This is a genomic window from Collinsella aerofaciens (assembly GCF_039758815.1).
Taxonomy (GTDB): Bacteria; Actinomycetota; Coriobacteriia; order Coriobacteriales; family Coriobacteriaceae; genus Collinsella; species Collinsella aerofaciens_BP.
This window is the reverse complement of the sequence record NZ_JBDMSK010000002.1, coordinates 134337-155709: the sequence shown is the minus strand read 5'-3', so window position 1 is coordinate 155709 and position 21373 is coordinate 134337. Positions and strand designations below refer to the sequence as shown.

At 58.9% G+C, this 21373-nt stretch carries 11 protein-coding genes, 2 rRNA genes and 1 other annotated feature (1 of these 14 running past the window's edge); of the genes, 9 read left to right on the top strand and 4 right to left on the bottom strand.

Features of this window, described 5'->3' with window-relative positions:
• Positions 1-5, top strand: a sequence feature (mutual gap in cmsearch alignment for this rRNA model is longer than 100) (it extends 1511 nt beyond the left edge of the window).
• Between the two features lie 232 nt (positions 6-237).
• From ABHT90_RS02265 to uvrB, 5 genes are all read left to right on the top strand, one after another.
• A 23S ribosomal RNA gene (locus ABHT90_RS02265) occupies positions 238-3211 on the top strand.
• A 149-nt stretch (positions 3212-3360) separates the two neighbouring features.
• A 5S ribosomal RNA gene (rrf, locus tag ABHT90_RS02260) occupies positions 3361-3476 on the top strand.
• Positions 3477-3668: 192 nt separating this feature from the next.
• Positions 3669-4310, top strand: a complete 642-nt coding sequence (gene coaE / locus ABHT90_RS02255) for a dephospho-CoA kinase (RefSeq protein ID WP_346981431.1) — start codon at positions 3669-3671, stop codon at positions 4308-4310.
• Positions 4303-4884 carry a lytic transglycosylase domain-containing protein gene (locus ABHT90_RS02250; RefSeq protein ID WP_346981430.1) on the top strand — a complete coding sequence of 194 codons (582 nt, stop codon included), beginning with the start codon at positions 4303-4305 and terminating at the stop codon, positions 4882-4884. The genes coaE and ABHT90_RS02250 overlap by 8 nt, the downstream gene beginning before the upstream one ends.
• Before the next feature lie 51 nt (positions 4885-4935).
• Positions 4936-7176, top strand: a complete 2241-nt coding sequence (uvrB, locus tag ABHT90_RS02245) for an excinuclease ABC subunit UvrB (protein WP_346981429.1) — start codon at positions 4936-4938, stop codon at positions 7174-7176.
• Positions 7177-7241: 65 nt separating this feature from the next.
• Here the strand turns inward: uvrB and ABHT90_RS02240 are convergent, their stop codons facing one another.
• The 4 genes from ABHT90_RS02240 to ABHT90_RS02225 form a co-directional block, all read right to left on the bottom strand.
• Complete coding sequence (locus ABHT90_RS02240) at positions 7242-8882, bottom strand: NAD(P)/FAD-dependent oxidoreductase (RefSeq protein ID WP_346981428.1); 1641 nt, start codon at positions 8880-8882, stop codon at positions 7242-7244.
• A gap of 80 nt (positions 8883-8962) precedes the next feature.
• On the bottom strand, positions 8963-10234 hold the full coding sequence (locus ABHT90_RS02235) for an NAD(P)/FAD-dependent oxidoreductase (protein ID WP_346981427.1): 1272 nt from the start codon (positions 10232-10234) through the stop codon (positions 8963-8965).
• On the bottom strand, positions 10235-11065 hold the full coding sequence (locus ABHT90_RS02230) for an Mrp/NBP35 family ATP-binding protein (RefSeq protein ID WP_022094864.1): 831 nt from the start codon (positions 11063-11065) through the stop codon (positions 10235-10237).
• A gap of 145 nt (positions 11066-11210) precedes the next feature.
• Positions 11211-13364 carry an LTA synthase family protein gene (locus tag ABHT90_RS02225; protein WP_346981426.1) on the bottom strand — a complete coding sequence of 718 codons (2154 nt, stop codon included), beginning with the start codon at positions 13362-13364 and terminating at the stop codon, positions 11211-11213.
• A gap of 193 nt (positions 13365-13557) precedes the next feature.
• Here ABHT90_RS02225 and uvrA point away from each other — a divergent pair, with 193 nt between their 5' ends.
• From uvrA to uvrC, 4 genes are all read left to right on the top strand, one after another.
• A complete protein-coding gene (uvrA, locus tag ABHT90_RS02220; protein WP_346981425.1) occupies positions 13558-16437 on the top strand; it encodes an excinuclease ABC subunit UvrA in 2880 nt (959 codons plus the stop codon).
• A gap of 133 nt (positions 16438-16570) precedes the next feature.
• Positions 16571-17071, top strand: coding sequence for a Cys-tRNA(Pro) deacylase (gene ybaK, locus ABHT90_RS02215; RefSeq protein WP_343007547.1), 501 nt, complete (start codon positions 16571-16573; stop codon positions 17069-17071).
• A gap of 3 nt (positions 17072-17074) precedes the next feature.
• Positions 17075-19378 (top strand): murein biosynthesis integral membrane protein MurJ, encoded by a 2304-nt coding sequence (gene murJ / locus ABHT90_RS02210; protein ID WP_346981424.1) that lies wholly within the window; start codon positions 17075-17077, stop codon positions 19376-19378.
• A 6-nt stretch (positions 19379-19384) separates the two neighbouring features.
• Positions 19385-21325 carry an excinuclease ABC subunit UvrC gene (gene uvrC / locus ABHT90_RS02205; protein ID WP_346981423.1) on the top strand — a complete coding sequence of 647 codons (1941 nt, stop codon included), beginning with the start codon at positions 19385-19387 and terminating at the stop codon, positions 21323-21325.
• Positions 21326-21373: the final 48 nt, after the last annotated feature.

Below are 21373 nucleotides of genomic sequence, written 5' to 3'. Positions count from 1 at the left end.
CCTCTTCCAGACTCGATTCTTTTCTGCGATTTATCAGACAGAATGATAGCAATCATTCATCCGATCCAAACAAGAAGAATTCACTTATATATGAGTGAGGAGCATCTGATCGCGAGCACAGTCAACTACTGTGCCGCGGTATGAGATACCCGAATTGCGACATACGAGCGCTATTCATGATATCGATTAATTGACTTAATTAGCGACACGTGGATATCCCGCGGGCCCGATGCGGTCCCGCAAGATACCACGGGCGCACGGCGGATGCCTTGGCACAGGGAGCCGATGAAGGACGCGGCAAGCTGCGATAATCCCCGGCGAGGAGCACACATCCTTCGACCCGGGGGTCTCCGAATGGGCGAACCCATGCACAGCAGTGTGCATATCCCCGGCCCGAACACATAGGGCCGGGGAGGACAACCCGGGGAACTGAAACATCTAAGTACCCGGAGGAGAGGAAATCAATCTCGAGACTCCCCGAGTAGCGGCGAGCGAAAGGGGACCGATGGCCAAACCGTCGAGCGGGCATACCCGGCAGGGGTTCCGCCGACGGGGTTGCAGGGCCGCGCATCCGGGGGCTGCCGCCCCCGGGCGCAGGTCCGGCTGGGGAGCGGAACGGCATGGGAGGGCCGGCCGCAGCGGGTGACAGCCCCGTACGCGAACCCAGACCGGACGGCGCGACGCGGTCCCTGAGTAGGGCCGGGCACGTGAAACCCGGTCCGAACCTGGGTGGACCACCATCCAAGCCTGAGTACTACCCTGTGACCGATAGCGCACCAGTACCGTGAGGGAAAGGTGAAAAGCACCCCGGGAGGGGAGTGAAACAGTACCTGAAACCGTGCGCCCACGAGCAGTCGGAGCAACTTTCAGTTGTGACGGCGTGCCTTTTGTAGAATGAGCCAGCGAGTCGCTGGCGCGGGGCGAGGTTAACCGAAAGGGAGCCGGAGCGAAAGCGAGCCTTAACAGGGCGACTTGAGTCCCGCGCCGCGGACGCGAAGCCGGGTGAGCTATCCGTGGGCAGGCTGAAGCGGGGGTAAGACCCCGTGGAGGGCCGAACGCACGTCGGTTGAAAACGGCGGCGATGACCTGCGGATAGGGGTGAAAGGCCAATCAAACCCGGAGATATCTCGTTCTCCCCGAAATAGCTTTAGGGCTAGCGTCGCGCGTTCACCGCCGGAGGTAGAGCACCGGATGGACGAGGGGGCTTCGCCGCCTACCGAATCCAACCGAACTCCGAATGCCGGCGGCCCAGAGCGCGGCAGTCAGAGCATGTGGGCTAAGCTGTGTGCTCGAGAGGGAAACAGCCCGGACCGCCCGCTAAGGTCCCCAAGTTCCAGCCGAGTGGCAAAGGATGTGCGTCCGCCCAGACAACCAGGATGTTGGCTTAGAAGCAGCCATCCATTCAAAGAGTGCGTAACAGCTCACTGGTCGAGTGGACATGCGCCGACAATACACGGGGCTAAGCTGGACACCGAAGCGGCGGGATTTTGATTTACAGAATCGGTAGGGGAGCTTCCCATGGGCGGAGAAGCCGGAGGGCGACCGACGGTGGAGCGCATGGGAGTGAGAATGCTGGCATGAGTAGCGAGAGACGAGAGAGTAACTCGTCCGCCGTGAACCCGAGGTTTCCTGGGCAAGGCTAATCCTCCCAGGGTCAGTCGGGGGCTAAGGCGAGGCCGGTAGGCGTAGCCGACGCGCAGCAGGCAGACATTCCTGCACCGCGCACGCGGCGCTACGACCGACGGGGCGACGGATGGGGGTGGCTCGGCGGGGTTCTGGACGTCCCCGTGATGGAGCGCGGCCCGCGGACCAGGGAAATCCGGTCCGCAGGAGGGCGAGGCTCCGGACGAAGCGACTGAGCGAAGCGAGTGAGCCCGAGGTCCCTAGAAAAACCCCTAGGCAGGCGCGTGCGCGCCCGTACCGCAAACCGACACAGGTGGGTGGGTAGAACATACCGAGGCGATCGGGTCAACCATGGTCAAGGAACTCGGCACAATGGCCCCGTAACTTCGGGAGAAGGGGTGCCCGCGCGTACGTGAACCGGCTTGCCCGGGGAGCGGAGGCGGGCCGCAGTGGAGAGGCCCAAGCGACTGTTTACCAAAAACACAGGACTCTGCAGAAGCCGCAAGGCGACGTATAGGGTCTGACGCCTGCCCGGTGCCGGAAGGTCACGCGGAGGAGTTAGCGCATCGCGCGAAGCCCCGAAGCCAAGCCCCGGTAAACGGCGGCCGTAACTATAACGGTCCTAAGGTAGCGAAATTCCTTGTCGGGTAAGTTCCGACCTGCACGAAAGGCGCAACGACTTGGGCGCTGTCTCGACCATGGACCCGGTGAAATTGCACTGGTCGTGAAGATGCGACTTACCCGCGGAAGGACGGAAAGACCCCGTGAACCTTCACTGCAGCTTGGCATTGGCCGCTGGTCCCGCGTGTAGAGGATAGGCAGGAGGCTGAGATCCGGAGGCGCCAGCCCCCGGGGAGCCGCCCTTGGAATACTGCCCTCGCGCGACCGGCGTCCTAACCCGAGGCCGTCAACCGGCTCGGGGACCGTGCCAGGCGGGCAGTTTGACTGGGGCGGTCGCCTCCTAAAGGGTAACGGAGGCGCGCGAAGGTCCGCTCGGGACGGTCGGCAACCGTCCTTTTGAATGCAAGAGTACAAGCGGGCTTGACTGCGAGGCCCACAAGCCGAGCAGGTGCGAAAGCAGGCTCTAGTGATCCGGCGGCCCCGAGTGGGTGGGCCGTCGCTCAACGGATAAAAGGTACTCCGGGGATAACAGGCTGATCTTGCCCAAGAGTCCACATCGACGGCAAGGTTTGGCACCTCGATGTCGGCTCATCGCATCCTGGGGCTGGAGCAGGTCCCAAGGGTACGGCTGTTCGCCGTTTAAAGCGGTACGCGAGCTGGGTTCAGAACGTCGTGAGACAGTTCGGTCCCTATCCTCCGTGGGCGCAGGAGAATCGATGGAGGCTGCCCCCAGTACGAGAGGACCGGGGTGGACGCACCTCCGGTGAACCGGTTGTCGACCAACGGCACGGCCGGGTAGCCGCGTGCGGCGCGGATAACCGCTGAAGGCATCTAAGCGGGAAGCCGTTCCAGGGATTAGTTCTCCTTCCGGTAAGGGCCCAGGTAGACTACCTGGTCGATAGACGGCAGGTGCAAGGACGGCGACGTCCTCAGCCGAGCCGCACTAATCGCCCGAGCTCTTCCGGAACCGCACCTCGCGGCCCGCGGGACTGAGCGCTCACGCGCGGTCCGGGCACGAGGATGCCCCCGAGTCAGACCTTTCCTATACGCCATGCGGCCCCCAGGGCACGTGTAGAGTGAGACACCGGACACCGTAACGGTGGGCGCCGCCCACCGGTCAGCGGCCAGAGCATGGGGGGCACGCCCGGTCCCGTTCCGAACCCGGAAGCTAAGCCCCATCGCGCCGAGAGTACTGCGGGGTCAGCCCGTGGGAGGCCAGGGCGCCGCTGACCGGTGGACGGCACCGAGCCGTACGCTTGAGCTTAGAAGGGGGAGGCCTCGCGGCCTCCCCCTTTTTTGCGTTATATACATGTTGTGCTTTGGGACCTAGCTTCCCCGTATGCGCTCTTACTGTTTGGCTGTTTTTTGAGTCCATCTAGTTTATTTGAGCGATAATTACTCGCATTGGCGTTAGGGAGGGCTTGATGTTTACCGTATTTGTCTTGGGCAATATTGCTTCGGGTAAGTCGACTGCCTGCCGCTATTTCGAATCTCGTGGCGCTATGCTTATCGATCTGGATGAGCTTGCAAAATCGCTGTATGTGCCGGGCTCTGATATCGTCAATGCTCTCGCGGATGAATTCGGTTGGGACATTTTGGATGAGGAAGGCGGCATTCGCCGCAGTATCCTCGCTTCTCGAGCTTTCGCTTCTCCTGATTCGGTCGCACGGCTCAATGGCATCGTGCATCCCGTTCTGATTGAACAGCTTTCTCTTAGGATTCTCGATCCGGTTTGTTGTACGGTTTCATCTCCCCGTTATCCCTTTGCGGTGGTCGAGGTTTCAGCTCCGACTGGTTTTGAGGATGCATTTTGCTTGGCTGATGAAATTCTGGTCATTAGCGCCCCTTTGTCAGTTCGTCGCGAGCGCGCTATTCAACGTGGCATGGAGCCATCTGATTTCGATGCCCGTTCTGCTTGCCAGCCCGATGAGTCTGCGCTGTGCAATCTCGCTACAACGGTGATTGATAATTCGGCAGCCGATAATTCGCTCTTTGAGCAGCTTGACTCATGGCTTGCATGCCACGGGTTTATAGATACTCCGGATAAGGAGGAGGCCGATGCCTAAGGCACGTTTCTTTACGTGGTATCGCGTGGCGCCACTTGCCGTTGTGTTCGTCTTCGGCCTTATTTCGCTCGTCTACTCGTGTGCTCCTGCCGCTTTCTTTAAGCCGCTGTATCCGATTGACTACGAGGCGTATGTAAAGCAATCCAGTATTTCGCATAATCTGGATCCGTATCTGGTGTGCGCTGTCATTAAGTCGGAATCGAATTGGGATTCCGAGGCCGAGTCGAATCAGGGTGCTCAGGGATTGATGCAGCTGATGCCCGAGACTGCCCAGGACATGATCGCCAAGGGCCTTGTCGACGGAGGGGAGTATTCGGTCGACAATCTTAACGATCCGGCTACGAATATCGAGTTTGGCTGCGCATACCTCTCGTATCTTCTCGCCTATTTCAACGGGTCGACGGATAGTGCCATCGCCGCCTATAACGCCGGTATGGGCAATGTCGACGGATGGGCGCAGCAGAACACGTCACTCCATAATGCGATTACCTTCCCTGAAACTCAGGCTTATCTGATTCGCGTCAATAATGCCTGGGTTCGATATAAGACTCTCTATCCCGATCGGTTCGTATAGGACTAAGCCCACCGCCTGCGTATACTGCAGATGTACGAGTTAGGAGTATCCATGGCGGAATTTGAAGTAGAACGCGTTGGTGGTGAACTTAAGCGCTTTGGCGTTGAGGGCGCTGATGTGCCGTTTAAGGTCGTGTCTCCATACGAGCCCGCTGGTTCCCAGCCTAAGGCCATTGAGTCACTTGTGCGGGGCGTGAGGGACGGAGACCGCTATCAGGTTTTGCTGGGCGTGACTGGTTCGGGCAAGACCTTCACGATGGCAAAGACTATTGAGGCCCTGGGAAAGCCGACGCTGGTCATGGCCCCCAATAAAACGCTCGCTGCTCAGCTTGCGAGCGAGCTCAAAGAGTTCTTTCCCAACAACGCTGTGGTCTACTTCGTCTCGTACTACGACTACTATCAGCCCGAGGCGTATGTGCCGCAAAGCGATACATATATCGAGAAAGACTCCTCGATTAACGAAGAGGTCGAGATGCTGCGCCATCAGGCGACCGCGTCACTGCTCTCTCGACGTGATGTGATCGTTGTCGCATCGGTCTCGTGTATCTATGGCATTGGCTCTCCTGAGGACTATGCGGGTCTGGCTCCAAACGTCGACAAGAAGGTGCCGCTCGAGCGCGATGACTTTATCCATGCACTTATCGACATTCAATATGATCGCAATGACTATGACCTGGCACGTGGCACGTTCCGCGTGCGCGGCGATGTTGTTGACGTGTATCCGCCTTATGCCGAGCATCCGTTGCGGTTTGAGTTCTTTGGCGACGAGGTCGAGCTGATTGCCGAGATCGATGAGGTCACCGGTGAGATGCTTCGTGAGTACGAGGCCATTCCCGTATGGCCGGCATCGCACTACGTGACCGAGAAGCCGAAGGTCAAGGCGGCTCTGAAATCGATCAGCGAAGAGTGCGAGAAGCGCGTGGCGGAGCTCAAGGCGACCGACAAGTTGCTCGAGGCGCAGCGTCTGCAGCAGCGTACCGATTATGATCTTGAGATGCTCGAGACGATGGGCTTTTGCAACGGCATCGAGAACTACTCGCGTCATCTGGACGGTCGCAAGCCGGGTGAGCCGCCGTTTACCCTAATCGATTACTTTCCCAAGGATATGCTCTGCATCATCGATGAGAGCCATGTGACGGTGCCGCAGATTCGCGGCATGCACGAAGGTGACCGCTCGCGTAAGGTGACGCTGGTGGAACACGGTTTTCGCCTGCCCTCGGCGCTCGATAACCGCCCGCTTCGTTTCGATGAGTTTGAGGCAAGGATCCCCCAGTTTATCTATGTTTCGGCCACGCCGGGCGACTACGAGCTGCGGGTGAGCCAAAACGACGTGGAGCAGATTATTCGTCCGACCGGCCTGCTCGACCCCAAGATTGACGTGCGTCCAGTTCGCGGTCAGATTGACGATCTTGAGGACGAGATTCGCGAGCGCGTTGCCCGCAAGGAGCGCGTGCTGGTGACCACGTTGACCAAACGCATGGCCGAGGACCTGACCGACCATCTACTTGATGCGGGCATTAAGGTCAATTACATGCACTCTGATACGGCGACAATGGACCGTGTCGAGATCCTGCGAACGCTGCGCGAGGGCAAGATCGATGTTCTCGTTGGCATCAACCTGCTTCGCGAGGGCTTGGATCTTCCCGAGGTCTCACTGGTGGCAATTCTCGATGCCGATAAGGAAGGCTTCTTGCGCAACCGCCGTTCGCTGATTCAGACGATTGGCCGTGCGGCCCGTAACGCCGATGGCGAAGTCATCATGTATGCAGACGTTGTGACCGATTCGATGAAAGAGGCCATCGAGGAGACGCAGCGCCGTCGCGAGATTCAGATGGCATATAACGAAGAACATGGCATTGTGCCCAAGACAGTGCGCAAGGCCATCAACGACATCTCAAGTTTTATTGCCGAGGCCGAAAAAACCGTGGGTTCCAAGGGGCGCTCGAAGGGCGACTCTCTTGGCCATGGCGCATTCTATACGCCCGATGAGTCGGGCGAGGGCGGCGTGCCGGAAACGGTGGCGCCCGAGCAGACACTTGCGGAGCAGTTGGAAGAACTGCCGCATGACGAGCTTGTGCGGATTGTCGAATCCATGGAAGAGGATATGCGTAACGCTTCTGCCGCCATGGACTTTGAGGAGGCGGCGCGCCTGCGCGATGCCGTCGTTCAGATTCGGGCGATGCTCGAGGGCGCGTCTGAGGACGAGACGATCGAGCGCTTACGCTCGCAGGCCCGCAAGGGTTCCACTTTCGCATCGGGCAGAAAACGCCAGGGCGCACGGTTTAAGAAATAGCGAACAGGCCCCGAGTTCCCTGTGGAGCTCGGGGCCTGTGTCTTTTGCGCACTGGAATTCGTGCGTTAGAGGTCTGCAATCAGGGCTTCGGCACAACGGATGCCGTCGGTGGCCGCGCTCATGATGCCGCCAGCATATCCAGCTCCCTCACCACAAGGGTAGAGACCCGGGGTCGACACGGCATGGCACGTTCGGTCTCGGGTGACAGTGACAGGTGAGCTCGAACGAGTCTCCACGCCGGTAAGAACGGCATCGGGGCGGTCGTAGCCTCGTAGCTTTTTTCCGAGTAGGGGAAGTCCCAGGCGGAGCGACTCGACGATATACTGCGGCAGGGCTTCGTCAATTGCCGTCCAGGTCACACCGAGCGGATAGGTGGGCTTTACCTTTCCGGGCGCCTTGCTGGCGCGTCCTGCGAGGAAATCTCCGACGAGTTGTGCCGGTGCGTTCCAGTTGGAACCGCCTAGGCGATAGGCGGCCGCCTCGCAGGCGCGCTGGAGCTCGATGCCGGCGAGCGGGTCATCGTTGGGAAGGTCCTCAGGCGTGACGTTAACGAGCAGGGCGGCGTTTGCGTTGCGTCCGTCGCGGGCATTGAGGCTGGCGCCGTTGACGCACAGGTGGCCCTGCTCGGAAGAGGCGGCGACAACCTGCCCGCCGGGGCACATGCAAAACGAGAACACGCTGCGGCCGTTGGGAAGATGGGCGACGAGCTTGTAGGGGGCTGCTCCGAGGGCAGGATGTCCCGCCAAGGCTCCATATTGGGCTCGGTCGATGTCGCGCTGCGGATGCTCGATGCGAACGCCCATGGCAAAGGTCTTTTGTGCGAGGGCCACGTTGTGGTCCTTAAGGAGCTCAAAAATATCGCGAGCAGAATGCCCGCAGGCGAGGATGAGGTGCTTTGTCTCGATTGGCTCGTAAGCGGCGTCTTGGGACGATTGGACATCAATACCGGTGATGGCGCCAGACGCGTCGATGTGAATGTCGACGAGCTTTGTTCGATAACGGACGATACCTCCGAGCTGCTCGATGCGCTGGGATATAGCGGTGACAACCGTGGGAAGGATGTCGGAGCCAATGTGCGGCTTGGCATCCCACAGAATATCGCGGGGAGCACCCGCCTCGACGAAGGTTTCGAGGATAAGGCGATGGGCGGGATTTTTTGTTCCCGTATTGAGCTTGCCGTCCGAGAAGGTCCCCGCGCCGCCCAGACCAAACTGGATATTACTCTCGGGGTCGAGGATGCGCTCCTTTAGAAAGAGGTCGATCGCATGCGAGCGGCGAAATGCCGGGTCGCCGCGCTCGATGAGCAAGGGCTTAAGACCTGCTTCGGCGAGCGTGAGCGCAGAGAAAAGGCCAGCGCATCCGGCGCCGACAACGACAGGGCGTTCTTGAGGTGCGTCGGAGACGGGGGAGGGGAATGAAGGCTCATCGTCTTCTATCGCGCGTACGCGCGAGCGGTCACGCTCGGCAACGCTGTCGACCGCTTCTCGCTCGAGGTGGGGACTAGTCAGCTCAACACGAAAACTCAGGATAAAATGGACGTCTCGTTTTTTGCGAGCGTCGATTGACTTGCGGTGGAGTTCGATGGACTTGATCTCGGAGTCCTTGCAACGTAGGATGCGCTTGGCGACTCGCTTGCCAACAATGAGGCAGGCATTTTCATCGCGGGCTTCATCGAGCGACGCGTTGACTTGGGTGATTTCGATCATCGAGGTCTCCTTAGAGGCAAGAAAGAGGCCGTCCGGTATCCCAGACGGCCCGAATGCGTTTTTGATTATAGACTGCGCGGCTACAAGCTGCTTGCAGCGCGAATGCCCGAGAGCCAGGCCCACGCAAGGTTAAAGCCTCCGCAATCGGCGTCGATGTCGAGCGCTTCGCCGCAGACGTAAAGCGGGGCGTCGACAACGCAGCGCGTGCGTAGACTGGGTGTTGAGATGCTCTCGACAGATACACCACCACGCGTGACCTGCGCCGAGCGCTCCTCGGCTGTACCCTCGACGAGCAACTTAAAGTGCTTGAGAATCGAGACCAGGTGGATGACATCGTTGGAGCCTGGATGGCACTGCTCAAACGCTGTGCAGACGACGCAGGAGAGTTGCGGGGCGAGCATGCCGTCGAGCCAACGGGGATCGCGGGGCGAAAAGCCGCCGAGCAGCTTAACGCGCTGGTTAAGCATATCGAGCAGCTCGTCTTTAGAGAGGTCGGGGAAAACGTCGAGCAGGATCGTATCGCCGCGCTGGATACGACGGGAGAGGTTGAAGACAGCGACGCCCGAGATGCCGAAGGTTCGAAACAGTACTTCACCGTCTTCGTGCCAGAGCTCACTATGGTTACGGGTGAGCGTCAAGCGGGCGCGGACGCGCAGACCATCCAACGTCTTGAGTGCTGCCCGATCGCCAACGACCGTTGCCGATACGGGGCAGAGGATGGGGCGCAGCGAAGTGAGGGGGAGGCTAAACGTATCGGCGATACCGGTGGGGTTGCCGCCCGTGGCGATAATTACGGCATGTGCCTGCAGGGCCTCGTTCTTGCGAGGGACATCGGCGAGCGCTTTCCGAAGCGAGCGGAGCTCCGATTTTCGGTCGTCGTGCTTTTTTGCCTTGAGCACCCGCGCTGGACGGTCTATTTGGAGTGCCCAGCCTTCGGAAGCTTTGTGCGCCGAGGCAACGTTGGCTCCGCAGATTAAGGTGATACCTAGGCGGTCGCAAACGTTGAGAAGCGCGTCGCGCACCGATTCGGCGCGAAGGGAGCGCGGGTACAGCCGGTCTTCCTCGGAGGTTGTCATGATGCCCAGCGAGGAGAAGAAACCCATAAGCTCTTGTTCGGGCCGGGGGCCCATAACGGATTCAACGAATGCGGGGTGGTTATACCGCTGTGGATCAATCGATTCGTTGGAGAGGTTGCAGCGGCCGTTGCCGGTCGCAAGGAGCTTAAGGCCGCAGGCGACATCGCGCTCAACGATGCAGACGCTTTTGCCAGCGCGTGCGGCCGTAATGGCGGCGGCGAGGCCTGAAGCCCCGCCGCCGATTACCAGGACGTCATAGAAGGCGCTCGCGTTCACTTAGGCCTCGTCGGTCTCGTGCGGGGTAATGGCCTCGACGGCAGAGACTGCCTTGGGCAACATGCCATCGGGCAGTGCGGTCTCGACCTCGCCCTTATCGCAGGCCTCGGCGAGTGCCGGATTAATGGGAAGCTGGCCCAAGATGTCGAGGTTATAGCGCTCTGCGACCTCGGGGAGCTTGCTCTTGCCAAAGACCTCGATCTTCTTGCCGCAGTCGGGACACTCAATATAGCTCATGTTCTCGACAATGCCCAGAATGGGGACGTTCATCTTCTCGGCCATGTTGACCGCCTTGGCGACGATCATCGAGACCAGATCCTGCGGGCTCGTGACGATGACGATGCCGTCGACGGGCAGCGACTGGAAGACGGTGAGCGCGACGTCGCCTGTTCCCGGAGGCATGTCGACCAGCAGGTAGTCGATGGGGCCCCACGAGGTCTCGCTCCAGAACTGCCTAATGGCGCCTGCGATGACCGGACCGCGCCAAAGGACGGGGTCGGTCTCGTTTTGGAGCAGCAGGTTGGAGCTCATGACCTTGACGCCGTGCTCGGAGATTTCGGGCAGCATAAGGTTGCCAAGGGCATGGACGTGGCGTCCGCTCATACCGAACATCTTGGGGATGGAGGGACCGGTGATGTCGGCATCGAGGACGCCGACCTTGTGGCCGTGACGGGCAAGCTCGGTGGCGATGGCACCGGTGACAAACGACTTGCCGACACCGCCCTTGCCGGAAAGCACGGCGATGACGCGTTTGACCTCGGACAGCGTGTTCTCCTCAAATTGCGACGGCGACGTTTGTCCGCCGGCGGCCTGTGCGTGCTCGCAACCCATGTATGACTCCTTTGTATATGTTGGGGCCGGGGCCCCGTGATGTGACACGAGCGTCATTGTACCCTCGTTTGCGAGCGGGAGTCATTTGCGATGCATTTGGGCCGAGCGTGCTTGCAATACGATGGGTCCAAGCGAATGGGCGGGCTTACTGAACTTTGCTGGCAAACTCGAGGTATTGCATGCGCTGCAGCTTGTCGATCGTCGAGGCGTATGGGCTGCCTTCAGATTCCAAGTCGTAGCGCAGCCCGTCGGCACCAAGGTAGCCGGCGACATTGATGGTGGGCACATCTGACCTTGTTGCAAGCAGGGCCTTTTGATAGTCGGTGAGCGGGGCGCCGATCTTATTAAGGGTAATGGCTGCAATCTCGTTTGCCCCGACGGTGTCGTAGACGTTGAGCTCGGTATTGCCGGCGATTTCATAGTTAGCCCAGACGAAATAGGTCGACTGATAGATACGGAAAGCGTGGCTTGCCGTATCTTCCTGAGGGTACAGCTCATCGTTGAGAGTCGTTGCGGCGCTCGGCTGATGGTCGCCAAAAAAGACAAGGACAACCGGTCTGCTGATATTGCGGAGCTCGTTGATAAAATACTCGAGGTCCCGGTCGGACGCGTTGATGCAGGTAAGATAGGTGTTGAGCGCGCTATTGGCGCCCTCGCTGGCTCCCTCGACCCAATAGTTTGTCAGCTCTTCGGCGGGAACGGTGCCATAGTCGTAGCCGCCGTGATTTTGCATCGTGACGTCAAAGATGAACTGCGGCGCTTCGTCGGTTCTAAGCAGGTCGAGTATCTTGTCGTAGGTGGCGTAGTCGCATACGCCGGCATGGTAACAGGGCGCACCTTCGAAATCGCCGATTGAAAGAAAGTCTCCAAAGCCCAGCTGCTGATAGATCTTATCTCGATGGTAGTTGACGGGGTTTTGCGGGTGCATAGCGGTAGCGGTATACCCAAGCTCCTTAAGGTCCTTTGCCAGGCTGTTGACACCATTCATCTGATATAGCTGATAGGGGATTTTGCCTAATCCGACAAAGGCCGTTGTCGCTCCGGTCAAAAATTCGAATTCGGAGTTCGCCGTTCCGCCACCGGCGACCGAAGCGAGCATGGTGCCGCGAACAAGTGTGTCGGGAAGCGAGTTGTAGAATGCGGGGCCGGTGTACCCGGCCGCCTGGAGCTGCTCAAAGCACGAAAGGTCGCTAAAACTCTCGTTCATGACGGCAACAATCGTCGGCTTGATTTCATTGAACTGGGCAACGGCCGCCGCGCGCTGCTCGCTCGAGCCATACGTGCTGTCGTAGGTGGCGGCGAGCTCCTGCTCGATGCTCTGCGCCTCATCGGGCGTATAGTCTTCGGGCCTCTCAATAGGCAACTCGTTGACCATTTCGGTGAACGAAGTGATAAAACCCTGAGACGCATACGTGGTGATGGGCTGCCAACGGTCAAATCCAAAATCCAGCGCCTGCTCCAAGTCGATGCTGGAAAAGCCCGAGAGCCCCACAACGGTCACTAGCAGAAAAGCGCAGAGGTTAGCGGCGATTGCGGGGAAGACATGGGTGGGCGTACGGAGCTTTCGCGGTCGGATAAGCGAAAGAAGCCCCAGGGAAATCTCCAGCAGGGCGAGAGAGGTTACGATTCCGGCGGTAAAGGTAAACTCGTATCCCTCGCTCACTTCCATTGCAGTGCCAAGGGCCAAGATATCGCTTGGCAGGATGGCTTCGCCTTTAAACGTTATGACGAAGTGCTCGGCAATGCCAAGGATGCAACAGACGACGGGCACGAGGGCCATGACGCCCCCATGACGCTGTCCCAGCAGATAAAGGGAGAGCAGAACCGTCGCGAGCAGCCCGACGGAAAACCCGAATGAGTTGGCGGGAATGTGATAGAACGTTTCGTTGCAGGCAATTTCGAGTGAAACGAACGAGAGCGCTGAAACAGCGGCGATGACAAGGATGTCACGGCAAATACAGGCAACCGTTCCCGTCTCAAGATCGGTTTGGTCAATAAGTCCCGAAACCAAGGGCTCGACAAGAAGTATGACGGCGGCAGCACCGAGCGCCGAATAAGAAAGGACCCATAGGGAACTGTCCTCATTTACGTGCAATTGATTCGTAATCCATGCAGCTACCACGCCGAGCGGGATGAGGAGCGTCGCGCACCAAAAGACGCGGGCAATGGGCGGCTTTTCATTGTGTTTGATTGAAAAATACACGCGCACGACGACGGTGGCCACGATAAGGACGGCGATGAATATGGGCAGATTGGCCATGTCGCTCGAAGTGATTTCAAGGGGGATATCTTCGGTCATGGACGTTCCTCTGTTACAGCAAATTAAGTTCAGTAGTAGATTACTGTAACCTTTCCACGGCATTTCGAGAAACAAAGCACCCGATACGCAAAGCTAAAGGTCTGCGAATCTTGTATTACGAACATCTGTGCGCGTCGAGTGCGCTAAACTCATCGAGAGTATGATTCGATGCAATAGGAGGCAAGGAGCTTCCATGTCTGATTCTTCTATCGTTATTCGCGGCGCGCGCGAGCATAACCTGCGCGATATTGATGTTTCCATTCCGCGTGACCAGCTCGTGGTCATAACCGGTCTTTCCGGATCGGGCAAGAGCTCACTGGCGTTCGATACCATCTATGCCGAGGGCCAGCGCCGTTACGTCGAGAGCCTTTCGAGCTATGCGCGTCAGTTTTTGGGCCAGATGGACAAGCCCGATCTGGACTCGATTGACGGCCTGTCGCCGGCTGTGTCGATCGATCAGAAGACGACGTCCAAAAACCCACGCTCGACGGTGGGAACCGTAACCGAGATTTACGACTATCTGCGTCTGTTGTTTGCTCGCGTGGGAACGCCGCACTGTCCTGAGTGCGGTCGTGTCATTGAGCGTCAGACGACCGATCAGGTCGCCGATAAGGTGCTGGCGGCGGGGGAGGGCCGTCGCGCGTTTGTGTTGGCGCCGGTGGTTCGTGGACGCAAGGGCGAATATACCAAGCTGTTTGAGGACCTGCGTGCGGAGGGCTTTAGCCGTGTGCGCGTCGACGGCGAGGTGCGCTCGCTTGACGACCCTATTGACCTGGACAAGAAGTTCAAACACGACATTGAGGTCGTGGTCGACCGTATCGTGATTCGAGAGAACTCCCTGGGTCGCATTGCCGAGTCCGTTGAGCAGGCGACGGCACTGGCACACGGTAACGTGAACGTGTACATGCTGCCCGACCGCGACGCTCCCGAGGGAACCGAGGGCGAGCTTCTGGAGTATTCGCTGGCACTGGCGTGCCCGGAGCACGGGCATTCCATCGACGACCTGCAGCCGCGCGATTTTTCGTTCAACGCGCCCTATGGTGCATGTCCCGAGTGCGATGGCCTGGGCTTTAAAAAGACAGTCGATGCCGAGGCGCTGATTGAAGACCCCTCAAAGTCGATTGCCGACGGAGTCTTTGGCAGCCTGTTCGGCAATTCCAACTATTATCCGCAGATTTTTGCTGCGGTCTGCAAACACTTTAAGGTGAGTGCCGATACGCCATGGGAGGACCTGCCCCCGCGGGTGCGTCGTGCGTTTTTGGATGGCATGGGCGACACGAAGATTTCGGTCGACTATCAAAAGCTCGATGGGCGTCGCAGCCAGTGGGACACTAAGTTCTCGGGTGTGCGCAACATCCTGTACGAGCGCTACAACGAGACGACGAACGAGAACACCAGGGCTCGCTTGGAGAAATACATTCGCGAAGAGCCATGCTCGAGCTGTCACGGTGCTCGCCTGCGTCCCGAGATGCTTGCCGTCACCGTGGGCGGCAAGTCCATTTACGATGTCTGCTGCCTGTCGTGTCGCGAGTCGCTCGATTTTTTTGAGGGCCTGGAGCTTACCGAGCGTCAGCAGTTTATCGGCGGGCGCATCGTCAAGGAAATCCTGGAGCGCCTGCGTTTTCTGGTCGATGTCGGACTCGACTATCTGACGCTCGATCGCGCCTCGGCGACGCTTTCCGGTGGTGAGGCCCAGCGCATTCGCCTCGCAACGCAGATCGGCGCCGGCCTCATGGGTGTTCTGTACATTCTGGACGAGCCGTCGATCGGCCTTCACCAACGCGATAACGAGCGCCTGATCAAGACGCTCGAGCGCTTGCGCGATATCGGTAATACCGTTATCGTCGTCGAACACGACGAAGATACGATTCGCGCTGCCGACTACGTGATCGATATGGGTCCCGGCGCGGGCGTTAACGGCGGACACGTGGTCGCCGCGGGAACGCCTGCCGATATCATGGCGTGCCCCGATTCCATGACGGGTGCTTATTTGACCGGCAAGCGGATGATTCGCGTGCCCGATGAGCGCCGCAAGCCCGGCCGCGGCTGTCTTAAGATCACGGGTGCCCGCGCTAACAACCTCAAAAACGTTACCGCCAAGATTGAGTTCGGTACGCTCACAGTCGTTACCGGTGTTTCGGGATCGGGCAAGAGCTCCCTGGTCACCGATACGATTGCGCCCGCGCTTACGAATGCCATCCATCGTTCGACGCGTCCCGTGGGGCCGTACAAGAAGATTGAGGGTATCGAGTGCATCGATAAGGTAATCGATATCGACCAGTCACCGATCGGTCGCACGCCGCGCTCGAACCCTGCGACCTATATTGGCCTGTGGGATGATCTGCGTGCGCTATTTGCAAGCACGCCTGAGTCGAAGGCGCGCGGCTACTCGCCGGGACGTTTCTCCTTTAACGTAAGCGGCGGTCGCTGCGAGGCGTGCAAGGGCGATGGCCAGATCAAGATCGAGATGCACTTCCTTCCCGATATCTATGTCCCCTGTGAGGTATGCGGCGGCAAGCGTTATAACCGCGAGACACTCGAGGTTACCTACCGCGGCAAGACGATCTCGGACGTGCTCGACATGAGTGTCACCGAAGCACTGGCTTTCTTTGGGAATATCCCGCAGATTAAGCGCAAACTGCAGACCCTATATGACGTGGGTCTGGGCTACGTGAGCTTGGGCCAGCCCGCTACGACGCTTTCGGGCGGCGAGGCGCAGCGCGTGAAGCTCGCCAAGGAGCTTCATCGTCGTCAGACAGGTAAGACGTTCTACATTTTGGACGAGCCTACAACCGGCCTTCATTTTGAGGATGTTCGCCAGCTGCTCGACGTTTTGCAGCGCCTGGTCGATGCGGGCAACACGGTTCTGGTGATCGAGCACAACCTTGATGTCATCAAGGTTGCTGACCGCCTGATCGATATGGGCCCCGAAGGCGGCAATGGCGGCGGAACCGTCGTGGTCTCAGGCACGCCGGAGCAAGTCGCGGCATGTTCGCAGAGCTACACGGGCAAGTTCTTGGCGCCGCTGCTCAAGCGTGACCGTGAGCGTCAGGCGCAGCTCGACGCACAGTAAAGAGACGTTGTAGTACCGAAGCGCCACCGATTCCTTCTGATTCGGTGGCGCTTCTGTGTGTCGAGATGGCATATGCGGCGGAATTGGCCCTATACTTAATCCTTGCGTCGCTCTGCGAGGGAAAGGATGTGCCATGGCAAAGGCTGTTAAGACGCCAAAAACCAATGCGATGCGCGAGCTGGAAAGCGCCGGCATCTCCTATGTTCTCCACACGTACGAAGACGATGGCGATGAATCGTCAGGTCTGGGCGTCGCGATTTCCGAGCAGCTTGGCGAGGAGCCCGGTCAGGGATTTAAGACCCTGGTCTGCACGACGCCGTCCAACGACCATGTCGTGTGCTGCATTCCCGTTGCCGATGAGCTCGACCTCAAGGCCGCCGCGCGCGCCGCAGGCGAAAAGACGCTGACCATGATGCATGTCAAAGATTTGCTTGCCGCGACGGGATATGTCCGCGGCGGCTGCAGCCCGGTCGGTATGAAGAAACGCTTCCGGACGCTGATCGATGAGACATGTGTCCTTTGGGATACCATTTTTATCTCGGGTGGCAAACGCGGCTACCAGCTTGAGCTTGCTCCCGATGACTTAGTTGCATTTTGCGGGGCGACGGTTGCCCCGATCACGAGAGAGGACTGAGCGATGCCTCAGGAAGAATCAAAGCGCGGAGCTCACTTTGCAAAAGGGTCGGCTCCTCAGGCGCCCGCGCCCGAGGCCGCTTCGTTCGATAACGAGATTCGAAACGCCTGGTCCGCTGCCGCTGACCCGGGCGAGACGGCCGTGTACTTGCGTGCCGCCGGTGCCGGCACGGCGCTTCCCCGTACGGTTCTTTCTTCGGCTCGTCCCGATGAGACGGCGGTCTTTTTGGCCGCCGCTCAATCGAGCGCCAGCGTGATGCCGACCGCCTCCGAGGCTCCTCGTGTGCCGCGTCCCGATGAGACGGCGGTGTTTTTGATGGCGGCCCAGGGAAAGAGCACACCGCAGAGCGCTCCTGTCGCTCGTTCCGCCAAGCCCGCGGCTCATGATGATGGCGAACCGCTTCTGTCGGATGACGAATGGTCGCCGCTTGGTTCGACAGATCCCGTCGAGGGCGTGGCCATCGACAGTGATGACGACTGGGACCCTCTGTCGTTTTCTGCCCGAACCGTCGCCGCCAAAGAAGTTGACACGGTGTTTGGCGACCATGCCATATTCGATGATGATGCCGTATCCGGTAACAACATGCCGAACAGCGATGACGCCGCACCTGCTGATGACGCCGTTTTGGTTGACGATCCCTTTGCGATGACCGGCTCCTTTGCCGTCGTGGACGATTTGCTGCCACAAGATGAGGTTCATGAGGACTCTCAGGACGACGTAGACGATATGGGTTCTTCGGACTACTCCACGGTTGGTCGTTCTGCTGGCCTCATGACCGTGCTGACCATCGTGTCGCGCGTCACCGGGTTTATCCGCACGTGGGCCATGGCGGCCGCCATCGGCATGTCGCTGCTCTCGTCCTCCTATCAGGTTGCCAACAACCTGCCCAACATGCTCTACGAGCTCGTGATGGGCGGCATGCTCGTTACGGCGTTTTTGCCGGTGTATATGGGCGTGAGGCGCGAGCAGGGCCGCGAGGCATCGAACGAGTATGTCGGCAACCTGCTCGGTATTCTGCTTCTGGTGCTTGGCGGCATCTCGCTGCTGGGCACCGTGTTTGCTCCCGGCTTTATTTGGACGCAGTCGTTCCTTTCGGGTAATGGCGACAGCATGGATACCGCTGCGTTCATGTTCCGCTTCTTTGCTATCCAAATTCTGTTTTATGGCTTGGGCTCGGTGTTCTCGGGTGTTCTCAACGCACACCGCGACTACTTCTGGTCGACGTTTGCCCCGGTTCTCAACAATGTCATCGTCATCGTCAGCTTTATGGGCTTTGCTCCCGTGTCTGCACAATTTGGCGAGCGGGTCGGCATTATCTTGATCGCAGCCGGTACGACCCTCGGCGTCTTTGTCCAGATGGCCTGCCAGATTCCCGCGCTCGGCAAGCATGGCGTGCATCCTCATATCCATATCGACTTTAAGGACCCCGCGCTGCGACAGACGATTGCGCTTGGTATCCCGACGCTGCTCGCCACGGTGTGCATGTTTGTCTCGACTTCCATTACCAATGCCGCCGCGCTGGTGGTGCAGCCCGAGACCGGCCCTTCCGTCATCGCATATGCGCGCCTGTGGTACACGCTGCCCTATGCGCTGATCGCCGCCTCGCTTTCGACGGCACTCTATACCGAACTCTCTCACGATGCACAGGAGAAGGATTACGACAGCGTCCGCACGGGCATTTCGCGCGGTGTCGCCCAGATGCTCTTCTTCCTGATTCCGTTTGCGATGTACCTGATCGTCTTCGCCCGTCCACTCAACATGATCTACTGCGCCGGCAAGTTCGATGAATCCGGCGTGGCGCTGGTGTCGGAGTTCCTTATCTATCTGGCACTTTCCCTGCCGCTCTACGGCGTGGTCGTGCTGATGCAGAAGAGCTTCTCGGCCCTACTCGATATGAAACCTTATAGCCGCTATTGCCTGTACTCCGCTATCGGTCAGGCCGGTTCGGTGCTGCTGTTTGGCGTGGTGCTGGGCTACGGTATGCCGGCAATTGCGCTTTCGTACGTCGTTGACTACGTGGTCTTGGTCGGATGCTCACTGTGGTGGCTGCGCCGTCGTCTGCATGGCCTTCAGGTCAAGTCTATCCTACATGGCGGTTTCTTCGGCCTGTTGTTCGGTGGCTTGGGCGCTGCCGCGGGCGCCGGCGTCATGTGGGCACTTGAGCATTTTGTCGGGGCGCTTGGCGGCTCGATCCTGATCACCCTGGGCTACGTTTGCGTTGCAGGCGTCGTCTCGCTCGCTGTGACTTTTGGCCTTGCCGTCGTCTTTAAGATGCCCGAGGTCTCGGCGCTGCTTCGTCGCAAGTAGGTACGCGTGGCCGGTCACGACAACATTCCAACACTTGCCGAACAGGTTTCGCGCGTTCCCACACAGCCCGGCTGCTACCTTTGGAAAGATGCCAAGGGCGACGTCATCTATGTGGGCAAGGCGAAAAACCTGCGTGCCCGTATGCGTCAATACGTGACGCTACAGGACGAGCGCCAGAAGATTCCGCTCATGATGCAGCTGGTGGCGAGTTTCGACTATATCGTGGTGGAGACCGAGCACGAGGCATTGGTGCTCGAGCGCAATCTGATTGGCCAGTACCATCCGTACTTTAACGTCGATCTCAAAGACGATAAAAGCTATCCCTTTATCGCCATTACCAAGAGCGACTTGTTTCCGGCTATTAAATACACGCGAGAGCGTCATAAACCGGGGACACGCTATTTTGGCCCCTATACCGATAGCCGTGCGGCGCGTGAGACCATCGATACGCTACGCAAGGTTATTCCTATTTGCTCGGCATCCTGTGCGGAATGGCGCCGCTGCCGCCGTATCGTCGAGTCCCATAAGGGCGAAGAAGACATCGTCAATATGATTTGTGCGCAAAACGGGCGGCCGTGCTTTGACTATCATGTCGGTCGTGGCCCGGGGGCGTGTGTCGGCGCGGTATCTCCTGCGGACTATGCCAAGAACGTCAAGCGTGTCGAACGTTTCTTATCGGGCCATCGCAAGGATGTCGTCGACGAGCTTGCGTCCGAGATGACGGAGGCAGCCGAGACGCTCGATTTTGAGCGTGCGGCGCGCGTCAAGCGTCGCCTGGAAGTCATTAGGGGTCTGGACGATCGCCAACAGGTCGTTTTTCCATCAAGCGTCGATATCGACGTCATCGGCTTCTATCGCGAAGAGACTATCTCTGCCGCCTGTGTCTTTGTCGTTCGCGAGGGCCGAACGGTTCGAACTTGTGAGTTCATCCTCGATAAAGGCCTGGATGTCGACGAGGAAGAGCTTCAATCGGGCTTTCTTAAGCGCTATTACGACGAGACGGCTGATATTCCAGCCGAGATCAATCTCTCTGTCGAGCTTGAGGATGCCGAAGCGTTGGGGGAGTGGCTTGCGGGCAAGCGCGAACGCTCTTGCCATCTCCATAGGCCGCAGCGCGGCGAAAAGCACCGCCTGCTCGATATGGCTTCCAAAAACGCCCGCCATGCCCTCATGCGCTACATGATGCGCACGGGGTATGCTGACGATCGCACCAATCAGGCGCTCCTGGAGCTCGAAAGCGCGCTGGCGCTGCCTGCGCCGCCGTTGCGCATCGAGTGCTTCGATATCTCGACGTTGCACGGCACCTTTACCGTCGCTTCGATGGTGGTATTTACCAACGGTCGTGCCGACAAGGGCCAGTATCGTCGCTTTAAAATTCAGGCCGAATTGGACGAGGCGAACGACTTCGTATCGATGTCCGAGGTTCTGGGGCGTCGCTATGCTCCCGAGCGCATGGCGGACGAGCGCTTTGGCTCGCGCCCCGATTTGCTCGTTGTCGATGGCGGCAAGCCGCAATTGACCGCTGCAATTAAGCAACTTGAGGCGCTCGGCCTCGATATACCAGTTTGTGGCTTGGCAAAGGCCGATGAGGAGGTTTTCGTGCCGTGGGACGAGACTCCCGTCGTGCTGCCGACCGGCTCCGCATCGCTTTATCTGATCAAGCAGGTTCGCGATGAATCCCACCGATTTGCGATTACGTTCCACCGCGAGTTGCGCGATAAGGCTATGACGGTTTCGGTGCTTGACGACGTTCCGGGCGTGGGACCCACCAGAAAACGTGCCATTATGCGCCATTTTGGCTCGATGAAGCGTTTGCGCGCAGCAAGCGAGCAGGAGATTGCAGAAGTTCGAGGCGTTCCGGCCGATGTCGCCAAAGCGGTCCACGAGGCACTTGTTGCATGGAATGCCGAGCGCGCCCAGGCATCGGCCAACCGATCCGAAAACTAAACGCGCCTCTAAACAACTGATATACATGATTGGCTGATTTTCAATCAT

Bases quoted from the DNA above. Each gene is read 5' to 3' on its own strand.
- coaE (WP_346981431.1), top strand. From the start codon at position 3,669: ATGTTTACCGTATTTGTCTTGGGCAATATTGCTTCGGGTAAGTCGACT.
- ABHT90_RS02250 (WP_346981430.1), top strand. From the start codon at position 4,303: ATGCCTAAGGCACGTTTCTTTACGTGGTATCGCGTGGCGCCACTTGCC.
- uvrB (WP_346981429.1), top strand. From the start codon at position 4,936: ATGGCGGAATTTGAAGTAGAACGCGTTGGTGGTGAACTTAAGCGCTTT.
- ABHT90_RS02240 (WP_346981428.1), bottom strand. From the start codon at position 8,882: ATGATCGAAATCACCCAAGTCAACGCGTCGCTCGATGAAGCCCGCGAT.
- ABHT90_RS02230 (WP_022094864.1), bottom strand. From the start codon at position 11,065: ATGGGTTGCGAGCACGCACAGGCCGCCGGCGGACAAACGTCGCCGTCG.
- ABHT90_RS02225 (WP_346981426.1), bottom strand. From the start codon at position 13,364: ATGACCGAAGATATCCCCCTTGAAATCACTTCGAGCGACATGGCCAAT.
- uvrA (WP_346981425.1), top strand. From the start codon at position 13,558: ATGTCTGATTCTTCTATCGTTATTCGCGGCGCGCGCGAGCATAACCTG.
- ybaK (WP_343007547.1), top strand. From the start codon at position 16,571: ATGGCAAAGGCTGTTAAGACGCCAAAAACCAATGCGATGCGCGAGCTG.
- murJ (WP_346981424.1), top strand. From the start codon at position 17,075: ATGCCTCAGGAAGAATCAAAGCGCGGAGCTCACTTTGCAAAAGGGTCG.